This is a genomic window from Streptomyces sp. NPDC048277 (genome assembly GCF_040652235.1).
GTDB lineage: Bacteria > Actinomycetota > Actinomycetes > Streptomycetales > Streptomycetaceae > Streptomyces.
In genome coordinates this window covers 276,231-296,549 of sequence record NZ_JBEZLQ010000002.1, presented here as the reverse complement: position 1 = coordinate 296,549, position 20,319 = coordinate 276,231, and the positions used below count along the sequence as shown (strand labels likewise).

Genomic DNA, 20,319 nt, shown 5'->3' with positions numbered 1-20,319 from the left:
GATCTTGCACGCGAATCGTGCTGGGACGATAAATCGACTCGAGTCCCGCGGCAACGGGGCACGCCGCCCGATCCGCCTGCCCCACACCCCCCACGCAGCAGGTATGCATGCGTTGTGCCCAGCTCCCCGCGCGGTAATCCGCCGAGCCGGACATCCCAGGATGCGAACACGCGTACCGCGCCATTCGGGTCATCTCGGCAGGTGGACGGCCCGGCACGGCAGGAGCCCGGAAAACGGGTCGGCCGCTGTCCGTGCGGAGCCGTACACTGGGCGGAGCGAGAAGCGTGGATGGGGACGAGTAGCGGCGTACGCAGCCCAGAGCGACCCGGGGACGGTGGGAGCCCGGGGGCGAGCGCGACGTGAAGATCACCCCGGAGCCGCCGGAAGAACGCCCCGCAAGGGTCAGTAGAGCCGGCTTCGCGACCCCAATGAGGGGGCTCACCGGCGCGTACGGCGCGCAGGGGGCCAAGGAGGGTGGTACCGCGGGAGCGCGCCGCACACGGCGTACGGAAGGCAAGGCTCTCGTCCCTCCGACGGAAGGCAGCAAGTCCGTTGGAGGAAGCTCGCAGATGACAGCGCCGACGTACCGCCAGGTGCCCGCACAGGTCGACCTGCCCGCCCTCGAGCACGCCGTGCTCGACTTCTGGCGCGAGCAGAAGATCTTCGCCAAGACCCTGGAGCAGTCCGAGGGCCGCCCCGAGTGGGTGTTCTACGAGGGCCCGCCCACCGCCAACGGCATGCCCGGCGCCCACCACATCGAGGCGCGCGTCTTCAAGGACGTCTTCCCCCGCTTCCGCACCATGCGCGGCTACCACGTGGGCCGCAAGGCCGGCTGGGACTGCCACGGCCTGCCCGTGGAGCTCGCGGTCGAGAAGGAGCTGGGCTTCAGCGGCAAGCCGGACATCGAGGCGTTCGGCATCGCCGAGTTCAACGCCAAGTGCCGCGCGTCGGTGACCCGCCACACCGACGCCTTCAGCGAGCTGACGACCCGCATGGGCTACTGGGTCGACCTCGACGACGCCTACCGCACCATGGACCCCGAATACATCGAGTCGGTCTGGTGGTCGCTCAAGACGATCTTCGACAAGGGGCTGCTGGTCCAGGACCACCGCGTCGCCCCCTGGTGCCCGCGCTGCGGCACCGGCCTCTCGGACCACGAGCTGGCGCAGGGCTACGAGACGGTCGTCGACCCCTCCGTGTACGTCCGTTTCCCGCTCACCTCCGGTCCGCTCGCCGGCCAGGCCGCGCTCCTGGTGTGGACGACGACCCCCTGGACCCTGGTGTCCAACACGGCGGTCGCCGCGCACCCGGAGGTCACCTACGTCGTCGCCACCAACGGCGAGGAGAAGCTCGTCGTCGCCGAGCCGCTTCTCGCCAAGGCGCTCGGCGAGGGCTGGGAGAGCACGGGCCAGACCTTCACCGGCGCCGATATGGAGCGCTGGACGTATCAACGTCCGTTCGAGCTCGTGGAGTTCCCGGAACCGGCGCATTTCGTCGTCAACGCCGAGTACGTCACGACCGAGGACGGTACGGGTCTGGTCCACCAGTCCCCCGCCTTCGGTGAGGACGACCTCAAGGTCTGCCGCGCCTACGGCCTGCCGGTGGTGAACCCGGTCCGCCCGGACGGCACCTTCGAGGAGGACGTCCCGCTGGTCGGCGGCGTCTTCTTCAAGAAGGCCGACGAAAAGCTCACCGAGGACCTGCTGCAGCGCGGGCGGCTCTTCAAGCACCTGCCGTACGAGCACAGTTACCCGCACTGCTGGCGCTGCCACACCGCGCTGCTCTACTACGCGCAGCCGTCCTGGTACATCCGCACGACGGCGATCAAGGACCGTCTCCTCGCGGAGAACGAGAAGACGAACTGGTTCCCGGAGACGGTCAAGCACGGCCGGTACGGCGACTGGCTGAACAACAACATCGACTGGGCGCTGTCCCGCAACCGCTACTGGGGCACCCCGCTGCCGATCTGGCGCTGCGAGGACGACCACCTCACCTGCGTCGGCTCCCGCACGGAGCTCACCGAGCTGACCGGCACCGACCAGTCGGGCCTGGACCCGCACCGCCCGTTCATCGACGACGTCACCTTCGCCTGCCCCCAGTGCCAGAAGACGGCCACGCGCGTGCCGGAGGTCATCGACGCCTGGTACGACTCGGGTTCGATGCCGTTCGCGCAGTGGGGCTACCCGTACAAGAACAAGGAGCTGTTCGAGAGCCGTTACCCGGCGCAGTTCATCTCCGAGGCGATCGACCAGACCCGCGGCTGGTTCTACACGCTGATGGCCGTCGGCACGCTGGTCTTCGACAAGTCGTCGTACGAGAACGTGGTCTGCCTCGGCCACATCCTCGCCGAGGACGGCCGCAAGATGTCCAAGCACCTGGGCAACATCCTGCAGCCGATCCCGCTCATGGACCAGCACGGCGCGGACGCGGTGCGCTGGTTCATGGCGGCCGGCGGTTCCCCGTGGGCGGCGCGTCGCGTGGGTCACGGGACGATCCAGGAGGTCGTCCGCAAGACGCTGCTGACGTACTGGAACACGGTCGCCTTCCAGGCGCTGTACGCCCGTACGTCGAACTGGGCGCCCAGCGAGGCGGACCCGGCCCCGGCCGACCGGCCGGTCCTGGACCGCTGGCTGCTGTCCGAACTGCACGCGCTCACCGACCAGGTGACGCAGTCGCTGGAGGCGTACGACACCCAGCGCGCCGGCAAGCTGCTGTCCGCGTTCGTGGACGACCTGTCCAACTGGTACGTCCGCCGCTCGCGCCGCCGCTTCTGGCAGGGCGACAAGGCCGCGCTGCGCACGCTGCACGAGGTCGTGGAGACCGTCACCAAGCTGATGGCACCGCTGACCCCGTTCATCACCGAGCGGGTCTGGCAGGACCTGGTCGTGCCGGTGACCCCGGGCGCCCCGGAGTCGGTGCACCTGTCGTCCTGGCCCCAGGCGGACCTGTCCGCGATCGACCCGGAGCTGTCCAAGCAGATGGTCCTGGTACGACGGCTCGTGGAGCTCGGTCGCGCCACGCGCGCGGAGTCGGGTGTCAAGACGCGGCAGCCGCTGTCCCGGGCGCTGGTCGCGGCGGTCGGCTTCGACGCGCTCGACACCGAGCTGCACGCACAGATCACCGACGAGCTGAACGTCACATCGCTGGCGTCGCTGTCCGAGGTGGGCGGGTCGCTGGTGGACACCACGGCCAAGGCCAACTTCCGGGCGCTGGGCAAGCGGTTCGGCAAGCGGGTGCAGGACGTGGCCAAGGCGATCGCGGCGGCGGACGCGGCCGCGCTGTCGCTGGCGCTGCGCGAGGGCACGGCGGCGGTGGAGGTCGACGGCGAGACGGTGACGCTCGCGCCGGACGAGGTCATCATCACCGAGACGCCGCGGGAGGGCTGGTCGGTCGCCTCCGACTCGGGTGCCACGGTCGCCCTCGACCTGGAGATCACCGAGGAGCTGCGGCAGGCGGGCCTGGCCCGGGACGCGATCCGGCTGATCCAGGAGGCGCGCAAGAACAGCGGGCTGGACGTGGCCGACCGGATCGCGCTGCGGTGGGTGTCGACGGACCCGGCGGTGATCGCCGCGCTCGCGGAGCACACGGAGCTGATCGCCGACGAGGTCCTGGCGACGGACTTCGCGCAGGGCGAGGCCGACGGCACGTACGGGGAGCCGTTCGTGGATGAGGGGCTGTCCCTGACGTTCCGGCTGCGGAAGGCGTAGGCGCCGACGGTTTGAGAAGGGGCCCGGTCTCCGCGGAGGAGGTCGGGCCCCTTTTCGTATGTGCGGGCCGGAAGCGTCGAGGTGCGCGGTTCCCCGCGCCCTTCGGGAGAGACCAACAGGGCGGGCCCCGGAAGTGGATCCGGGGCCCGCCCTGTTTGAACGTTGCCGACGCCTGAGGCGTACTACCCTACGCGGCCGTCAGTTGTCGTCCTCGTCGATGAGGAAGCCGCGCATCGGGGACGGTGCCTGGCCCATCGGGGACGGGCCCTGCGGGCGTACCGGTGCCATCGGCTGGGTCATCGCCGGCGTCATCTGCTGCTGGCCGCCGTAGGACGGGGCAGCGGGGGACGGGCCGCCCATCGACGGACCACCCATGGAGGGGTTGCCGCCGTAGGACGGGGCGCTCGCGCCGGCCGGTGCCATGGAGGGCGCCGGGGACGGCGGGAGGGAAGCCGTGGCCGGGGTGCGCGGCGGCGCCAGGGAGTCGTCGGCCTGGGTCTCCAGCTGACGCAGCTGGGACTCGAGGTACGACTTCAGACGCGTGCGGTACTCGCGCTCGAAGCCGCGCAGGTCCTCGACCTTGCGCTCCAGCGTGGCGCGCGCGGACTCCAGGGAGCCCATGGCGACGCGGTGCTTCTCCTGCGCGTCCCGCTCCAGCGCGTCGGCCTTGGCACGGGCGTCACGCTCCAGACCCTCGGCGCGGCTGCGGGCCTCGCCGACGATCTTGTTGGCCTCGGAGCGGGCCTCGGCGATCGCCTGGTCGGCGGTCTGCTGGGCCAGCGAGAGGACACGGGCGGCGCTGTCGCCACCGGGGCCCTGACCGGGGCCGCCCATCGGACCGCCCATGGGGCCGCCCATCGGGCCACCCATCTGCTGCTGCATGGGGGGCTGGCCGCCCATCGGGCCCATGCCCTGGCCCATCGGGCCGGGACCCTGACCCATGCCGGGACCGCCCTGGCCCATAGGACCACCCTGGCCCATAGGACCACCCTGGCCCATAGGACCACCCTGGCCCATAGGACCGCCCTGGCCCATAGGACCGCCTTGGCCCATCGGACCGGGACCCATCGGGCCCTGTCCCATCGGACCGGGACCCTGCGGACCGCCCTGGCCACTGGGACCGGCCGGCAGCTGCGGGGCGCCGCTCGGCAGCTGCGGGGGGCCACCCATGGGGCCACCCATCTGCTGCTGCGGCGGGCCCGATATGCCGGCGGGCACCGGAGCGCCGGGGCCTCGCATTCCCTGCTGCGGCATGCCGCCCTGCTGGGGCATGCCCTGAGGCATACCGCCCTGCTGGGGCATACCACCCTGCTGAGGCATGCCGCCCTGCTGGTCCTGCGGCTCCGGAGGCTTGCGCATGTTCTGCTGGTTCTGGGCAGCGGCGCGCGTGGCCGCGGCCAGTTTGGCGCGCAGGTCCTCGTTCTCACGGAGCAGCCGCGTCAGCTCGGCTTCGACCTCGTCGAGGAAGGCATCGACCTCGTCCTCGTCATAGCCTTCTCGGAGGCGGACGGTCGTGAACTGCTTGTTCCGCACGTCCTCGGGGGTCAACGGCATCTCTTCACCTCAACGTAGTCGTCGGCGTTCGGCAAGACGGTAGGTCACATCGCTCATCACAGCCGACCAACGATCGCGATCAGGATGTAGACGATGATCATCAGTACGAAGAAGGACAGGTCGAGCGCCACGCCCCCGAGACGCAGCGGCGGGATGAACCGCCGCAGAAGCTTGAGCGGTGGATCGGTGACAGTGTAGGTGGCCTCAAGTACGACCACCATCGCCTTGCCGGGTTGCCATGAGCGGGCGAACTGGAACACGTAGTCCATGACCAACCGGAAGATGAGCACGATGAGGAAGCACATCAGCGCGATGTAGATCACATCCAGGAACACGCTCATGATCCGTGCTTCCCTCTCCCCTGTTACGTGCTTCGTACCGGTGTTGCGTCTCAGCTCTGGTTGAAGAACCCGCCCTCTGCGATGCGGGCCTTGTCCTCCGCCGTGACATCGACGTTAGCAGGCGACAACAGGAACACCTTCTGCGTCACCCGCTCGATGCTGCCATGAAGACCAAACACCAAACCGGCTGCAAAGTCGACAAGTCGCTTCGCGTCTGTGTCATCCATCTCAGTCAGATTCATGATCACCGGAGTGCCCTCGCGGAAGTGTTCCCCGATGGTACGGGCCTCGTTGTAGGTCCGCGGGTGGAGCGTGGTGATCCGGTAAGGCTCTCGTTCCGACACGACCTTGGGCATGATCACCGGTGCGTTCTTCTCCAGGCTTGCGCGTTCTTGTGTGATGGACGCCACGGGAGCGATGCGCGCCGGGCGCCCCGATTCCGCCGGTAGCGCAGCGGAATGCGACACCGGTTCGCGAGGTGGTGACGGCTGCACCACTCGTACCGAATCGTCCCTTTGGGGCTGGTGTGCGCTGTGGGACTGGTGCGACGGCTCGTGCCGTCGATGGTCGCGCTCGGGCTCCGGGTCCAGTTCGGGCTCGAAGTCGTCGTCGGGGTCGAATCCGCGGCCGTCGTACCCATCGTCCTCCACGAGGCCGAGGTAGACCGCCATCTTGCGCATCGCGCCGGCCATGCTCTGAGTCCTCCGCTCTGTGGTGGATCCGTGACGACTGCCAAGTCCCGCGATCCACGTGGTCGTTGTGCCCACCCTGGGCCGCATTGACCATATTTTCTGCTGTGGTCCGACTTCCTGGCGACGTTACCCGAGCCTGGGGCGGACTCCGAGTACCGCAGTGCCGACGCGCACATGTGTCGCCCCGGCCGCCACTGCCTCCTCAAGGTCCGCACTCATCCCTGCGGAGACCATGTTCGCAGCCGGATGGGCTCGGCGCAGGTCAGTCGACAAATCCATCAACCGCTCGAACGCCGCACGTTGGCGCCCCGCGTACTCCCCGGTGAGCGGAGCGACGGTCATCAGCCCGTCGAGCCGCAGCCCCGGCGAGCCGGCGACGAGGTCGGCCAACTCTTCGATTCCGCCCGGCGCCACGCCACCGCGCTCGCCCCTTCCGCCCGCACCCGCGTCGAGCGCGACCTGGAGGAGGCAGCCCACCTCGCGCCCGGCCCGCACCGCCTCCCTGGACAGTGCCTCGACAAGCCTGGAACGGTCGACGGACTGCACGAGATCCGCATAACCCACGACGGATCGCACCTTGTTGGTCTGCAATTGGCCGACAAAGTGCCACATCAGGGGCAGATCTTTGCATTCGGCGGCCTTGGGGGCCGCGTCCTGGTCCCGGTTCTCGGCGACATGGCGCACACCGAGTCCGGACAGGATCCGCACATCGTCCGCCGGGTAGGTCTTGGTGACCACGATCAGGGTCACCTCCTCCCGCTTGCGCCCGGCCGCCGCACACGCGGCGGCGATGCGCTCTTCCACTTTCGCCAGGTTTCCAGCGAGTTCGGTCCTACGGTCCGTCATGCCCCATCAGTCCAGCCACACATAGCCCGCGAGCCGCCCGGTGGTGCGGTCGCGACGGTACGAGAAATGATCACCCGACTCCAGCGTGCACACCGGCGACTGCGCCCGGTCGCGCACCCCGGCGCGCGCCAGTTGTGCGTGTACGCCGGCGCCCACGTCGACCGCCGGGGTGCCCCAGCCGGTCTCGGCGTGCGCCGCCGGCTCGACGGCGGCCACCTCGGCGCGCATCGCCTCCGGTACCTCGTAACACCGTCCGCAGACGGCCGGTCCGGTGCGGGCGACGATCCGGGCCGGGTCGGCGCCGAGTTCCGTCATGGCGCGTACGGCGGCGGGGACGACTCCGGCGACCATGCCGGGCCGGCCCGCGTGGGCGGCGGCCACGACCCCCGCGACCGGGTCGGCGAGCAGAACGGGCGTGCAGTCGGCGGTGAGCACGGCGAGGGCGAGCCCCCGGCGCGCGGTGACGACCGCGTCGACCTCCGGTACCGACCGGTCTCCCCAGGGTCCGTCCACGACGGCCACGTCGGCGGAGTGCACCTGGTTCATCCAGACCACGTCCGCCGGGTCCAGGCCGAGCGACTTGGCGGCGATCTCCCGGTTGGTCCGTACCACGTCGGGGTCGTCGCCGACCGCCCCGCCCAGGTTGAGCTCCTCGTACGGAGCGGCGCTCACCCCGCCCCACCTGTCGGTGAAAGCGAAGTGCGCGCCGCTCACGGTTTCGCGCTGTCCTATCACGTCTGAAGGATCACTTGAGGAAGTCCGGTACGTCCAGTTCCTCGGCCGCGCTGTCCGCGTAGGAACGCGACGGCGGGACCGGCGGGGCGACCGGGATGTCGGCGACCGGCTCGGGCGCCGGCTGCGGGTCCTCCTTGGGGGTCACGCTGCCGAGCGAGCCGAAGGAGGGGCGCTCGGGCTCCCGCCGTACCGGAGCGGGCTCCTCGCGGCGGGCGGGGGCCGAGGACGAGCCGAGGACGTTGTCCCGGCGGGCCGGGGGCTGGCCCCCGTCGAAGCCGGCCGCGATGACGGTGACGCGGACCTCGTCGCCGAGGGCGTCGTCGATGACCGCGCCGAAGATGATGTTGGCCTCGGGGTGGGCGGCCTCGCTGACCAGCTGGGCGGCCTCGTTGATCTCGAACAGGCCGAGGTCGGAGCCGCCGGAGATGGAGAGCAGCACGCCCCGGGCGCCGTCGATGGAGGCCTCCAGGAGCGGCGAGGAGATCGCCATCTCGGCGGCGGCCACCGCGCGGTCGTCGCCGCGGGCCGAGCCGATGCCCATGAGGGCCGAACCGGCCTCGGACATGACCGACTTCACGTCGGCGAAGTCGAGGTTGATCAGGCCGGGCGTGGTGATGAGGTCGGTGATGCCCTGGACGCCGGAGAGCAGGACCTGGTCGGCCGACTTGAAGGCGTCGAGCACCGAGACCTGGCGGTCCGAGATGGACAGCAGCCGGTCGTTCGGGATGACGATGAGGGTGTCGACCTCTTCGCGGAGTTCGGCGATGCCGTCCTCGGCCTGGTTGGCGCGGCGCCGTCCCTCGAAGGTGAACGGGCGGGTGACCACGCCGATGGTGAGGGCGCCGAGATTGCGCGCGATGTTGGCCACGACGGGCGCGCCGCCGGTGCCGGTGCCGCCGCCTTCGCCGGCCGTCACGAAGACCATGTCGGCCCCCTTGAGGACCTCCTCGATCTCCTCGCGGTGGTCCTCGGCGGCCTTGCGGCCGACGGCCGGGTTGGCGCCGGCGCCGAGCCCGCGGGTGAGTTCCCGGCCGACGTCGAGCTTGACGTCGGCGTCGCTCATCAACAGCGCCTGCGCGTCGGTGTTGATGGCGATGAACTCGACGCCCTTGAGGCCGACCTCGATCATCCGGTTGATGGCATTGACACCACCGCCGCCGACACCGATGACCTTGATGACTGCGAGGTAGTTCTGCGGTGCTGCCACGTCGAAGGCCTCTCGCCTCGAATTACCTTGCCGTCCACGTGCGGTGCCCCGCGCGGGAACGGCAGATGCCGAATGGGACGGTCCGTAGCGCCGACCCGAACCCTAACCCTGAAGTTTAGGGTTACCAGTGTGTCTGTTCCCTGGAGTCTTCTGAACAGGACACTAAGTCGACAAGTGGCGCCCGTTCAACGAACACGCCGAACCTCCCGTTTTTCTTTTCACCCTATGTGATCAGCCATAGCAGTGCCCAACCAGGGTGCTGGCCTGCGCTGATGTGCGTCAACTCGCCGATGACGCAGGGGCGGTGGGAACGCTCACGTCGAAGTGCCGGGCACCGGAAGCGGCTTTCATGAGTGCGCTGAGCGTACGCGCCTTGGCGGCGCCGTTCTCGGCACTGCCCCACTCGACCGTGCGGCCGCCGCTCAACTCCAGCGTGATGTCGTCGTAGGAACGGACCTTGAGGGTCTGGGTGTCCCGGCGCACGGCGGCCGGGACCGCACCGGCGATCCGGACCGCTTCCCGCACCAGCCGGTCGGTGCCGAAACGGCGCAGGCTCGCGGTGGCCGAACCCGACCGGGACAGACTCAATTCCAGTGCCGGAACGCCTTTCGGCGCCTGGGCAACCGTGGCGAATCGGACGCCTTCCCTGTCCACTTCGGTGAAGTTTCCGCCCTTTGCGATGAGCAGCACCGGGGTGCGCTCGACGACTTTCAGCCCGATTCCGTGAGGCCAGGAACGGACGACGTCAATCGTGTCGATACGGGGCAACGCCCGGCGCAGCCGGGCCTCGATGGCGTCCGTGTCCACGGAGACCATCGGCGCCCCGACCGGGACACCGGCGGCCCGGAGGACCTGCTCGGGCGTCAGAACGGCCGTACCGGACACGGAGACGTGCCGTACGCGCAGCCATGCGGAGCCGTACAACAGCCATACGGAACCGGACCCCAGGAGCAGAACGGCCAGGGCCAGAATGACGACCCTGCGAAAGCGGCGGTTCCTCCACCGCCGGACGAGCGGCGGGCCGGACGACTCCCGCTGGCGTTCACCGCGCTCGGCGGTGGTCGATCCGGCCACGCTGCTCACTTGCCTTTCGTCATACGGTCCTAACGACTCGAGGCGATCGCCTCGTACACCATGCCGACGAGCAGTTCGTCCGCGTCGCGGCGGCCGAACTCGCTTGCCGCGCGGGACATCTCGTACAGCCGGTGCGGGTCGGCGAGCACGGGCAGGACGGTCTGCTGCACCCACTCAGGGGTGAGTTCCGCGTCGTCGACCAGGAGGCCGCCGCCGGCCTTGACCACCGGCTGGGCGTTCAGCCGCTGCTCCCCGTTGCCGATGGGCAGCGGGACATAGGCGGCCGGGAGTCCGACGGCGGAGAGTTCGGCGACGGTCATCGCGCCCGCGCGGCAGAGCATCATGTCGGCCGCGGCGTACGCGAGGTCCATCCGGTCCAGGTAACTTACCGGGATGTACGGGGGCATTCCCGGCATCTGGTGCACCTGCGGCAGTTCGTTCTTCGGGCCGACCGCGTGCAGGATCTGGATGCCGGCCTGCTGGAGCCACGGAGCGACCTGCTGGACGACCTCGTTGAGGCGGCGGGCGCCCTGGGAGCCGCCGGAGACGAGCAGGGTGGGCAGGTTGGGGTCGAGGCCGAAGCGGTGGCGGGCCTCGGGGCGGGCCGCGGCGCGGTCCAGGGTGGCGATGGAGCGGCGCAGCGGGATGCCGATGTAGCGGGCGTCCCGCAGCTTGCTGTCCGGGGTGGAGACGGCGACCCGGGCCGCGTACCGGGAGCCGATCTTGTTGGCGAGGCCGGGGCGGGCGTTGGCCTCGTGGATCACGATCGGCACGCCGAGGCGCTTGGCCGCGAGGTAGCCGGGCAGGGCGACGTAGCCGCCGAAGCCGACGACGCAGTCCGCCTTGGTGCGCTCCAGGATCTGCTCGGCGGCCTTGATGGTGCCGCGCAGCCGACCGGGGACGGTGATCAGCTCGGGGGTGGGCCTGCGGGGCAGCGGCACCGCCGGGATCAGTGCCAGCTCATAGCCCCGCTGCGGGACGAGCGTGGTCTCCAGGCCGCGTTCCGTGCCCAGGGCCGTGATCCCCACGGTGGGGTCCTGCCTGCGCAGGGCGTCCGCGAGGGCGAGCGCGGGCTCGATGTGGCCGGCGGTCCCCCCACCAGCGAGTACGACATGCACCGAAATTCACCGCTCTCCGGACGGGCGCGCCGCCGGGGCGCGCCGTCGCATCGTGTTCCATCTCCGAGGTCCGCGAGGACCCCCGGCTCCCCGCTTTCTACCAAAGCGGGGTTGCCGCATCGCAAGCGCCGCCCGTGCAGCGGGGTCGTCGCGTGCGAAGGCGATCAGCAGCCCGATCGCGGTCATGGTCGGCAGCAGGGCGGAGCCCCCGTAGGAGAACAGCGGGAGGGGGACACCGGCGATCGGCAGCAGACCGAGCACCGCACCGATGTTGATCACCGCCTGAGCGATGATCCAGGTGGTCACGCCTCCCGCGGCGTACCTCACGAAGGGGTCCTCCGTGCGTCCGGCCACGCGGATACCCGCATAGCCTAGAGCCGCGAAGAGGGCCAGTACCGACAGTGTCCCGGCCAGGCCCAGTTCCTCACCGGTGACGGCGAAGATGAAGTCGGTGTGGGCTTCGGGCAGTTGGCCCCATTTTTCCACACTCGCACCGAGTCCGGACCCGAAGAGTCCGCCGCTGGCCAGGGCGTAGATGCCGTGCACCGCCTGCCAGCAGTCGGCGACCCCGGTCTTCGGTTCGGTGGCGCCGATGCAGGCGAGCCGGGCCATGCGGTTGGGGCTGGTCTTGATGAGGATCACACCGAGCACGCCGGCGATCGACAGCACGGCGGCGAACAGCCGGGTCGGCGCCCCGGCCAGCCACAGCAGGCCGAACAGGATCGCCGTCAGGATGATCGCGGTCCCCATGTCGCCGCCGAGCATGATCAGCCCGAGCAGCAGGAAGCTGACCGGGACCAGCGGCACCAGCATGTGCTTCCACTGGGACAGCAGCCGCTTCTCCTGTTTGCGTGCCATCAGGTCGGCGCCCCAGAGCACCAGGGCGAGCTTGCCGAACTCGCTGGGCTGGATCTGGAAGGAGCCGCCGAGGGAGATCCAGTTCTGGTTGCCGTTGACCGTCATCCCTATCCCCGGTACCTGCACGAGCGCCATCATGAAGACGGCTCCGGCCAGGATCGGGTAGGCGAGCGCCCGGTGCAGTTTCACCGGCATGCGGGACGCGACGAGCAGCAGTACGCCGCCGATGGAGGCGGCGAGGAACTGTTTGCGGAAGAAGAACGAGCCGGGCAGCGACATCTGCAGCGCGGTGATCTGGGAGGCCGAGTAGACCATCACCAGACCCAGCACGATGATCAGCAGGCTGCCGCCGAGGATCAGGTAGTACGCGGTCAGCGGCCGGTCCCAGGCCCGGTGGGCGCGGGTGTACAGCCGCCGCAGCGGATTCTCGCGGGGCGAGCGGGGAGCGGCGGGCCTGCGGACCGCCCGCTGTACGGGCGGCCTGCCGGTACGGCTACTGGGCATCAACGCCTCCACCGAACGTCGACGGTCCCACGCGTCCCTCCCAAGGTCGCCCGGCAGGCGGCCGGGTCAGGCGCCGAGTTCGCGAACAGCCTGAGCGAACGCGTCACCGCGCTTGTTGTAGTTGGCGAACATGTCCATGGAGGCACAGGCCGGTGCCAACAGCACCGTGTCTCCGGCGACGGCGAGTCGCCGTGCCTCCTGGACCGCCGCGAGCATCGCCCCAGTGTCGGTCCGGTCGAGGTCGACGACGGGTACTTCCGGCGCGTGTCGCGCGAGGGCGTCCCGGATGAGCGCGCGATCGGCACCGATCAGCACCACCCCGCGAAGTCGTTTTGCCGACTTGGCGACCAGCTCGTCGAAGGTCGCGCCCTTCGCCAGACCGCCCGCGATCCATACGATCGACTCGTACGACGCCAACGAGGCTTCCGCCGCGTGGGTATTGGTGGCCTTGGAGTCGTCGACGTAGGCGACACCGTCCACGTCGGCGACGTGCGCGATGCGGTGGGCGTCCGGGGTGAAGTTCCGCAGCCCGTCGCGTACGGCCGCGGGCGGCACCCCGAAGGCGCGCGCGAGGGCCGCCGCCGCGAGGGCGTTGGCGATGTTGTGCGGGGCCGGCGGGTTGACGTCGGAGACCTCGGCCAGCTCCTGGGCGTTCTTGTGCCGGTTCTCGACGAAGGCCCGGTCGACCAGGATGCCGTCCACGACGCCGAGTTGGGAGGGGCCCGGGGCGCCGAGGGTGAAGCCGATGGCCCGGCAGCCCTCCTCGACGTCGGCTTCCCGGACCAGTCCCTCGGTGAGCTTGTCGGCGACGTTGTAGACGCAGGCGACCCGGTTGCCCTCGTAGATACGGCCCTTGTCCTTGGCGTACGCCTCCATGGAGCCGTGCCAGTCCAGGTGGTCCGGGGCGAGGTTCAGCACGGCCGCCGAGTGGGCGCGCAGCGAGGGCGCCCAGTGCAGCTGATAGCTCGACAGCTCCACGGCCAGGACGTCGTACTCCTCGTCCCCGAGGACCGCGTCCAGCAGCGAGACGCCGATGTTGCCAACGGCGGCCGTGCGCAGGCCCGCGGCCTTCAGGATCGAGGCCAGCATCTGGACGGTGGTCGTCTTGCCGTTGGTGCCGGTGACGGCGAGCCAGGGGGCGGCGTCGGGGCCGCGCAGCCGCCAGGCGAGTTCGACGTCGCCCCAGATCTCGATGCCGGCCGCGCGGGCCGCCTGGAACAGCGGCTTGTCCGGCTTCCAGCCGGGCGCGGTGACGATCAGCTCGGTGCCCTCGGGCAGGGTGGCGCCGTCACCGAGCCGTACCGTGACGCCCAGCGCCTCCAGTCCGGCGGCCTGTTCACGCGCGCCTGCGTCGTCGCCGTCGTTGACGACCGTGACGATCGCGCCCCGCGCGTGCAGCACCTTGGCCGCCGGGACACCGGAGACGCCGAGCCCGGCGACGGTGACGTGCTTGCCCTGCCAGTCGGTCACTTGTCCGCTGCCCATCCTGCGTAGAAGAGGCCAAGTCCGACAATCACACAGATGCCTTGGATGATCCAGAAGCGGACCACCACCAGGACTTCGGACCAGCCCTTGAGTTCGAAGTGATGCTGGAGTGGTGCCATCCGGAAGACGCGCTTGCCGGTGAGCTTGAAGGAGCCGACCTGGATGACGACCGACATGGTGATGAGGACGAACAGACCGCCCATGATGGCCACGAGGATTTCCGTGCGGGAGAGAATCGCCAGGCCCGTGAGGACACCGCCGAGCGCGAGCGAACCGGTGTCGCCCATGAAGATCTTGGCCGGCGAGGTGTTCCACCACAGGAAGCCGAGGCAGGAACCCATCAGCGCGGAGGCGATGACCGCGAGGTCCAGCGGATCGCGCACCTCGTAGCAGGCGGCCGGGTTGGTCAGGGTCGTCGCGTTGGCGCAGGACTCCTGGAACTGCCAGACGCCGATGAACGTGTAGGCGCCGAAGACCAGCACGGAGGCGCCGGTCGCGAGACCGTCCAGACCGTCCGTCAGGTTCACGCCGTTGGACATCGCGAGGATCATGAACAGCGCCCAGACCACGAACAGCACCGGGCCGATGGTCCAGCCGAAGTCCGTGATGAAGGACAGCTTGGTGGAGGCCGGGGTGTTGCCGCGGGCGTCGGCGAACATCAGCGACAGCACCGCGAAGGAGATACCGACGATCAGCTGGCCGGCCATCTTCGCCTTGGCCCTGAGGCCCAGCGAACGCCGCTTGACGATCTTGATGTAGTCGTCCAGGAAGCCGACCAGGCCCATCCCGCACATCAGACCCAGCACCAGCACGCCCGAGTAGGTCGGGGCGTAGCCGGTGATCACCTTGGACAGGAAGTAGGCGGCGACCGTCGCCAGGATGAAGGCGATACCGCCCATCGTCGGCGTACCGCGCTTGCTGGCGTGCTCGCGCGGGCCGTCGTCACGGATGTACTGGCCGTAGCCCTTGCGCGCGAGGAGCTTGATCAGCAGCGGGGTGCCGATCAGCGTCAGGAAGAGACCGATGACACCCGAGAAGAGGATCTGCTTCATCATCGGGCATCAACACCCTCGGTACCGGCCTCGATGAGCGCCTGCGCAACGCTCTCCAGGCCCACCGAACGTGACGCCTTCACGAGAACGACGTCCCCCGGGCGCAACTCGCTGCGCAACAGGTCGACAGCCGCCTGTGCGTCGGACACGTGCACCGACTCCTCACCCCACGAACCCTCGTTATATGCGCCCAGTTGCAGCCAGGAGGCTTCCACTCCCCCGACGGCGACGAGCTTGCCGACATTGAGCCGGACGGCGAGCCGTCCGACCGCGTCGTGCTCGGCGAGCGCCTCGTCCCCGAGCTCGGCCATCTTGCCGAGCACCGCCCACGTGCGTCCCCCCCTTGCCTGTGAGGCTGTGCCCATGGCCGCGAGCGCGCGCAGCGCGGCTCGCATGGACTCGGGGTTGGCGTTGTAGGCGTCGTTGACGATGGTCACGCCGTCCGGGCGCTCGGTGACCTCCATACGCCAGCGGGAGAGGGTGCCCGCCTCGGAGAGCGCGGTGGCGATCTCTTCCGCGGACATGCCCAGCTCATGGGCGACGGCGGCCGCGGCGAGCGCGTTCGACACGTGGTGCTCACCGTACAGGCGCATGGTCACATCGCTTGCACCGGAGGGTGTGTGAAGGCTGAACGCGGGCTGTCCCGTGTCCGTGAGTCGTACGTTCTCGGCCCGTACGTCCGCTTCGGCCGACTCTCCGAAAAGGATCACCTTCGCCTTGGTACGGGAGGACATGGCCCGGACCAACGGGTCGTCGGCGTTGAGGATCGCGGCGCCGCCGTCCTCCGCGGCCGGCAGGGCCTCCACCAACTCGCCCTTCGCCTGGGCGATCTGCTCCCGGCCGCCGAACTCGCCGATGTGGGCGGTGCCGACGTTGAGGACCAGGCCGATCCTCGGGGGCGTCAGATCCGTCAGGTAGCGGATGTGGCCGATACCGCGCGCGCCCATCTCCAGCACCAGGAACTTCGTCTCCCCGGTGGCGGACAGGGCGGTCAGCGGCAGCCCGATCTCGTTGTTGAACGAGCCGGGCGTGAACACGGTCGGCGCCTTGGTGCGCAGCACCTGGGCGATGAGGTCCTTGGTGCTGGTCTTGCCGGCCGAGCCGGTGAGGGCCACGAGGGTCGCGCCGAGCCGTCGTACGACATGGCGGGCGAGGGCACCGAGGGCGGTCTGGACGTCGTCCACGACGATCGCGGGCACGCCGACGGGGCGCGACGCCAGTACGGCGACCGCGCCCTGTGCGACGACCTGGGCGGCGAAGTCGTGGCCGTCCACGCGCTCGCCCACGAAGGCGGCGAACAGGCTGCCCGGCCCCGCCTCGCGGGAGTCCCGGACGACCTCCCCGGTGACCTGGACGGACGGATCCGGTATGTCGTGTGTCTGCCCGCCGACGACTTCTGCGATCTCGGCGAGAGAGAGGGCGATCACAAGTTCATCCCCTGGGTCTTCTGGATTTTCATCCCTGGGTTTTCTGGATGGCTTCGCGAAGCACCTGGCGGTCGTCGAAGGGACGGACCACACCGGCGATGTCCTGGCCCTGCTCATGGCCCTTGCCCGCGACCAGCACGGTGTCGCCGGGGTGCGCGCGGGCGACGGCGGCGGCGATCGCGGCGGCCCGGTCCTCGAAGAGGAGCACCTCGCCGCGCTCGTGGGCGGGGACGGAGGCCGCGCCTTCGAGCATGGTCGCGAGGATGGCGAGGGGGTCCTCGGAGCGGGGGTTGTCGGAGGTCAGTACGGCCGTGTCGGCGAGCCGGGCCGCGGCGGCGCCCATCGGGGCGCGCTTGGTCCGGTCGCGGTCGCCGCCGCAGCCGAGGACGATGTGCAGCCGGCCCTTGGTGACCTTGCGCAGGGCCTTGAGGACCGACTCGACGGCGTCCGTCTTGTGGGCGTAGTCGACGACCGCGAGGTAGGGCTGACCGGCGTCGACGCGCTCCAGACGGCCCGGCACGCCCGGGACGGCGGCGACACCGTCGGCGGCGGTCTGCGGGTCGAGGCCGGCCGCGGCGAGGGCGACGATCGCGGCCAGGGTGTTGGCCACGTTGAAGGGGCCCGGCAGCGGCGACTTGGCGGCGATCCGGACGCCCTCGGGCCCGACCACGGTGAACGTCGAGTCCATGGGGCCGATGTGCACGTCGGCGGCGCGCCAGTCGGCGTCCGGGTGGCCCTCGGCGGAGTAGGTGACGACCGGGACGGAGGCCTCCCGGGCGAGCCTGCGGCCGTACTCGTCGTCGAGGTTGACCACTCCCCGTTTGCTGCGTTCCGGGGTGAACAGCTGCGCCTTGGCCCGGTAGTAGTCCTCCATGTCGGAGTGGAACTCCATGTGTTCCGGGCTGAGGTTGCTGAAGACGGCGATGTCGAAGACGCAGCCGTCGACCCGGCCGAGGACCAGGGCGTGGCTGGAGACCTCCATGGCGACCGCCTCGACGCCGCGTTCGCGCATGACGGCGAACAGGGCCTGCAGGTCGGTGGCTTCGGGGGTGGTGCGCTCGGACTTGATGCGCTCGTCGCCGACGCGCATCTCGACCGTGCCGATGAGTCCGGTGGCACGGGTCGACTTCAGGCCACCCTCGACCAGGTAGGCCGTGGTGGTCTTGCCCGAGGTGCCGGTGATGCCGATCTGGAGCAGGTCGCCGCCCGGGCGGCCGTAGATGGTGGCCGCGAGTTCGCCCATCCGCGCGCGCGGGTCGTCGACGACCAGGACCGGCAGGCCGGTCGCGGCGGCGCGCCCGGCGCCCGCCGGGTCGGTCAGCACGGCGGCCGCGCCGAGGCCGGCGGCCTGGGTGACGAAGTCGGCGCCGTGCAGCCGGGCGCCCGGCAGGGCGGCGTACAGGTCGCCGGGCCGGACCGCGCGTGAGTCATGGGTGATGCCCGTGATCTCTGTGTTCTGCGCGGGTTCCGGCTCGGCGGCACCCAGCTGGTCGGCGAGCTCCGCGAGGGGTGTGGCGGAGACCTGAACCGGCCTGGGCGGCCCCGGATATGTCACGGAAGCGCCCTTCTGAGTGGTTTGGGACTGATCAGCGTGTGGCACGGCGGTGAGCGTACCGGGCGCACCCGCTCCGGAGCGAAGTGAGGGACGCCGGGCCCCGTGGTTCCCGGGATCGGGAGTGATCGTTGTCACGAGCTCGTTCCTGGTGGTCTGTGCGAAGCGCTGCGGCGCTGATCAGGGCTTGTAGTCGACGGGCAGGTTCGCCGCCTTGGCGCCGGTCGGCGGGATCTGGAGGGTCTTGAGGGCGAACTCCATCACCTGCTTGTAGATCGGGCCGCAGATCTGGCCGCCGAAGTAGCTGCCGGAGGTGGCGTTCTGGATGGCGCAGTAGACCGTGATGCGGGGGTTGTCCGCAGGCGCGAAGCCGGCGAACGACGAGGTGTAGCCGCGGTACCTGCCGGTGGCCGGATCCACTCGGTTGGCGGTGCCGGTCTTGCCGGCCACGTTGTAGCCGGGGATGCGCGCCTTGGCGCCGGTGCCCTGCTCGTCGTCCACGACGGACTCCAGCATCTCCGCAAGGGTCTTGGCGGTCTTCTCGCTGATCACGCGGGTCTTCTTGGGCTGTGCGGTCGCGGTGAAGCGGCCGTCGGCGCCCTTGGTGCCGCGCACCAGGGTCGGCTCCACCCGGACTCCGCCGTTGGCGATCGTCGAGTAGACGGAGGCCGCCTGCATGGCGTTGATGGAGAAGCCCTGGCCGAAAGGAATCGTGTACTGCTGCGATGTCGACCACTGGCCCGGGGCGGCCAGGATGCCCTTGGTCTCGCCGGGGAAGCCGAGCCCCGAGTAGCTGCCGATGCCGAACTTGCGCAGATACGAGTAGAGGACCTGGTTGGCCTGTTCCTGGGTCTTGCCGAGCTGGCCGGCGGCGAGGATGGTGCCGATGTTGCTGGACTTGGCGAGCACGCCGTTGAGCGTGAGGTACCAGGTCGCGTGGTCGACGTCGTCCTTGAAGAGACGGTCGCCGCGGTGCAGCCGGTTGGGCACCACCACATGCGTGAGCGGGGTGGCGGCGTTCTCCTCCAGGACGGCCGCCATCGACATCACCTTGGCGGTGGAGCCGGGCTCGTAGGCGTCCTGGAGGGCCGCGTTGCCCAGGTCGGCGGCGTCGGCCGTCGACAGGTCGTTCGGGTCGAAGCCGGGCGAGTTGGCCATCGCCAGGATCTGCCCGGTCCTGGTGTCCTGGACGACCACGTAGCCGCGGTCGGCCTTGGACTTCTTGACCTGCTCGGTGATGGCGTTCTGCGCGGCCCACTGGATGTCGCGGTCGATGGTGAGCTCGACGTCGGATCCGGGCACGGCCGGGGTCTCCGTGGAGCCCGCGGTGGGCACCTCGCGGCCGCCGGACTGGGCATAGCGGATCTTGCCGTCCTTGCCGGTCAGCTGCTTGTCGAGCTTCTGCTCGATCCCGCCGCCGCCCTTGCCCTCGGCGTTGACCCAGCCCAGTATCCCGGCGGCCAGGTCGCCGTTCGGGTACACGCGCTGGCTGCTGGGGTCGGCGAAGACGCCGGCCAGCACGTTGACGGTGCTGCTGTCGGTCGCGGCCTTGGTGATGAGCGCGGCCTTCAGGTCCTTGATCTGCTTCCAGACCTGCGGGGTCTGCCGGGTGGCCAGCCGGACGTAGCGCAGGTCCTTGTTCTTCGGCCGCAGCAGCTTGACCAGGGTGGCCTGGTCCTTGCCGAGGATCGGGGCGAGCAGCGCGGCGGCCTGCTCGGGTCCGTCGGTCACCCTGAGCTGCTTGCTGGTGAACATCGTGGGGTCGGCGGTGATGTCGTACGCGTCCTCGCTGATGGCCAGCGCCACGCCGTTGCGGTCGGTGATCCCGCCGCGCTCGGCGGCCAGGGTGTGCACGACGTACCGGTTCAGCTCGGCCTTCGCGGCATACGCGCTGGCGTCGACGACCTGGACCTGGAGCAGCCGGCCGACGAAGACGAGCATCACCAGGGTCAGGGCGAGACCGACCATGCGCAGCCGGGGCCGGGGGCTGCCGAGCCGCAGGGGGGCCGCGGCCGGGGGGCGCGCGGTGCCCGGGCGGCGGACCGGGCGGGCACCGGGGCCGGGACCGCGCCGGACGGCGCCCCTCGGGTCCCGGGGGCGGGGCGGCTTGGCGGGGCCGGGCACGCGGCGGCGCGGCGGTGGCCTTTCTCCAGAGGTGTCTGGCACT

General features: G+C 70.1%; 15 protein-coding genes. 1 reads left to right on the top strand and 14 read right to left on the bottom strand.

What is annotated here, in order from left to right:
- The first annotated feature begins 569 nt into the window (after positions 1 to 569).
- Positions 570 to 3,707, top strand: a complete 3,138-nt coding sequence (ileS, locus tag AB0D85_RS06005; protein WP_362314244.1) for an isoleucine--tRNA ligase — start codon at positions 570 to 572, stop codon at positions 3,705 to 3,707.
- Between the two features lie 198 nt (positions 3,708 to 3,905).
- Here ileS and AB0D85_RS06000 read toward each other — a convergent pair whose 3' ends face one another.
- From AB0D85_RS06000 to AB0D85_RS05935, 14 genes are all read right to left on the bottom strand, one after another.
- Complete coding sequence (locus AB0D85_RS06000; RefSeq protein WP_362314241.1) at positions 3,906 to 5,261, bottom strand: DivIVA domain-containing protein; 1,356 nt, start codon at positions 5,259 to 5,261, stop codon at positions 3,906 to 3,908.
- Between the two features lie 56 nt (positions 5,262 to 5,317).
- Positions 5,318 to 5,602 (bottom strand): YggT family protein, encoded by a 285-nt coding sequence (locus AB0D85_RS05995; RefSeq protein WP_046729537.1) that lies wholly within the window; start codon positions 5,600 to 5,602, stop codon positions 5,318 to 5,320.
- A gap of 50 nt (positions 5,603 to 5,652) precedes the next feature.
- Positions 5,653 to 6,294: a cell division protein SepF gene (gene sepF, locus AB0D85_RS05990; RefSeq protein WP_362314237.1), complete on the bottom strand. Its 642-nt coding sequence runs from the start codon at positions 6,292 to 6,294 to the stop codon at positions 5,653 to 5,655.
- Between the two features lie 126 nt (positions 6,295 to 6,420).
- Complete coding sequence (locus AB0D85_RS05985) at positions 6,421 to 7,140, bottom strand: YggS family pyridoxal phosphate-dependent enzyme (RefSeq protein WP_362314234.1); 720 nt, start codon at positions 7,138 to 7,140, stop codon at positions 6,421 to 6,423.
- Between the two features lie 6 nt (positions 7,141 to 7,146).
- Positions 7,147 to 7,875: a peptidoglycan editing factor PgeF gene (gene pgeF, locus AB0D85_RS05980; RefSeq protein ID WP_362314231.1), complete on the bottom strand. Its 729-nt coding sequence runs from the start codon at positions 7,873 to 7,875 to the stop codon at positions 7,147 to 7,149.
- Between the two features lie 10 nt (positions 7,876 to 7,885).
- Positions 7,886 to 9,082: a cell division protein FtsZ gene (gene ftsZ / locus AB0D85_RS05975; RefSeq protein WP_362314228.1), complete on the bottom strand. Its 1,197-nt coding sequence runs from the start codon at positions 9,080 to 9,082 to the stop codon at positions 7,886 to 7,888.
- A 279-nt stretch (positions 9,083 to 9,361) separates the two neighbouring features.
- Positions 9,362 to 10,156, bottom strand: a complete 795-nt coding sequence (locus AB0D85_RS05970; protein ID WP_362315185.1) for an FtsQ-type POTRA domain-containing protein — start codon at positions 10,154 to 10,156, stop codon at positions 9,362 to 9,364.
- 29 nt (positions 10,157 to 10,185) lie between these two features.
- Positions 10,186 to 11,274, bottom strand: coding sequence for an undecaprenyldiphospho-muramoylpentapeptide beta-N-acetylglucosaminyltransferase (gene murG, locus AB0D85_RS05965; RefSeq protein WP_362314225.1), 1,089 nt, complete (start codon positions 11,272 to 11,274; stop codon positions 10,186 to 10,188).
- 6 nt (positions 11,275 to 11,280) lie between these two features.
- A complete protein-coding gene (ftsW, locus tag AB0D85_RS05960) occupies positions 11,281 to 12,636 on the bottom strand; it encodes a putative lipid II flippase FtsW (protein WP_362314222.1) in 1,356 nt (451 codons plus the stop codon).
- 66 nt (positions 12,637 to 12,702) lie between these two features.
- Positions 12,703 to 14,121 (bottom strand): UDP-N-acetylmuramoyl-L-alanine--D-glutamate ligase, encoded by a 1,419-nt coding sequence (murD, locus tag AB0D85_RS05955; RefSeq protein ID WP_362314220.1) that lies wholly within the window; start codon positions 14,119 to 14,121, stop codon positions 12,703 to 12,705.
- A complete protein-coding gene (mraY, locus tag AB0D85_RS05950; protein WP_362315182.1) occupies positions 14,103 to 15,173 on the bottom strand; it encodes a phospho-N-acetylmuramoyl-pentapeptide-transferase in 1,071 nt (356 codons plus the stop codon). Before mraY ends, murD begins: the two co-directional genes overlap by 19 nt.
- The gene (gene murF, locus AB0D85_RS05945) at positions 15,173 to 16,600 is read right to left on the bottom strand and encodes a UDP-N-acetylmuramoyl-tripeptide--D-alanyl-D-alanine ligase (RefSeq protein ID WP_362314216.1); all 1,428 of its coding nucleotides are present in this window, start codon (positions 16,598 to 16,600) and stop codon (positions 15,173 to 15,175) included. The genes mraY and murF overlap by 1 nt, the downstream gene beginning before the upstream one ends.
- Positions 16,601 to 16,628: 28 nt before the next feature.
- Positions 16,629 to 18,290 (bottom strand): UDP-N-acetylmuramoyl-L-alanyl-D-glutamate--2,6-diaminopimelate ligase, encoded by a 1,662-nt coding sequence (locus AB0D85_RS05940; protein WP_362314214.1) that lies wholly within the window; start codon positions 18,288 to 18,290, stop codon positions 16,629 to 16,631.
- Positions 18,291 to 18,332: 42 nt separating this feature from the next.
- Complete coding sequence (locus AB0D85_RS05935) at positions 18,333 to 20,318, bottom strand: penicillin-binding protein 2 (RefSeq protein ID WP_362314211.1); 1,986 nt, start codon at positions 20,316 to 20,318, stop codon at positions 18,333 to 18,335.
- Position 20,319 lies beyond the last annotated feature (1 nt).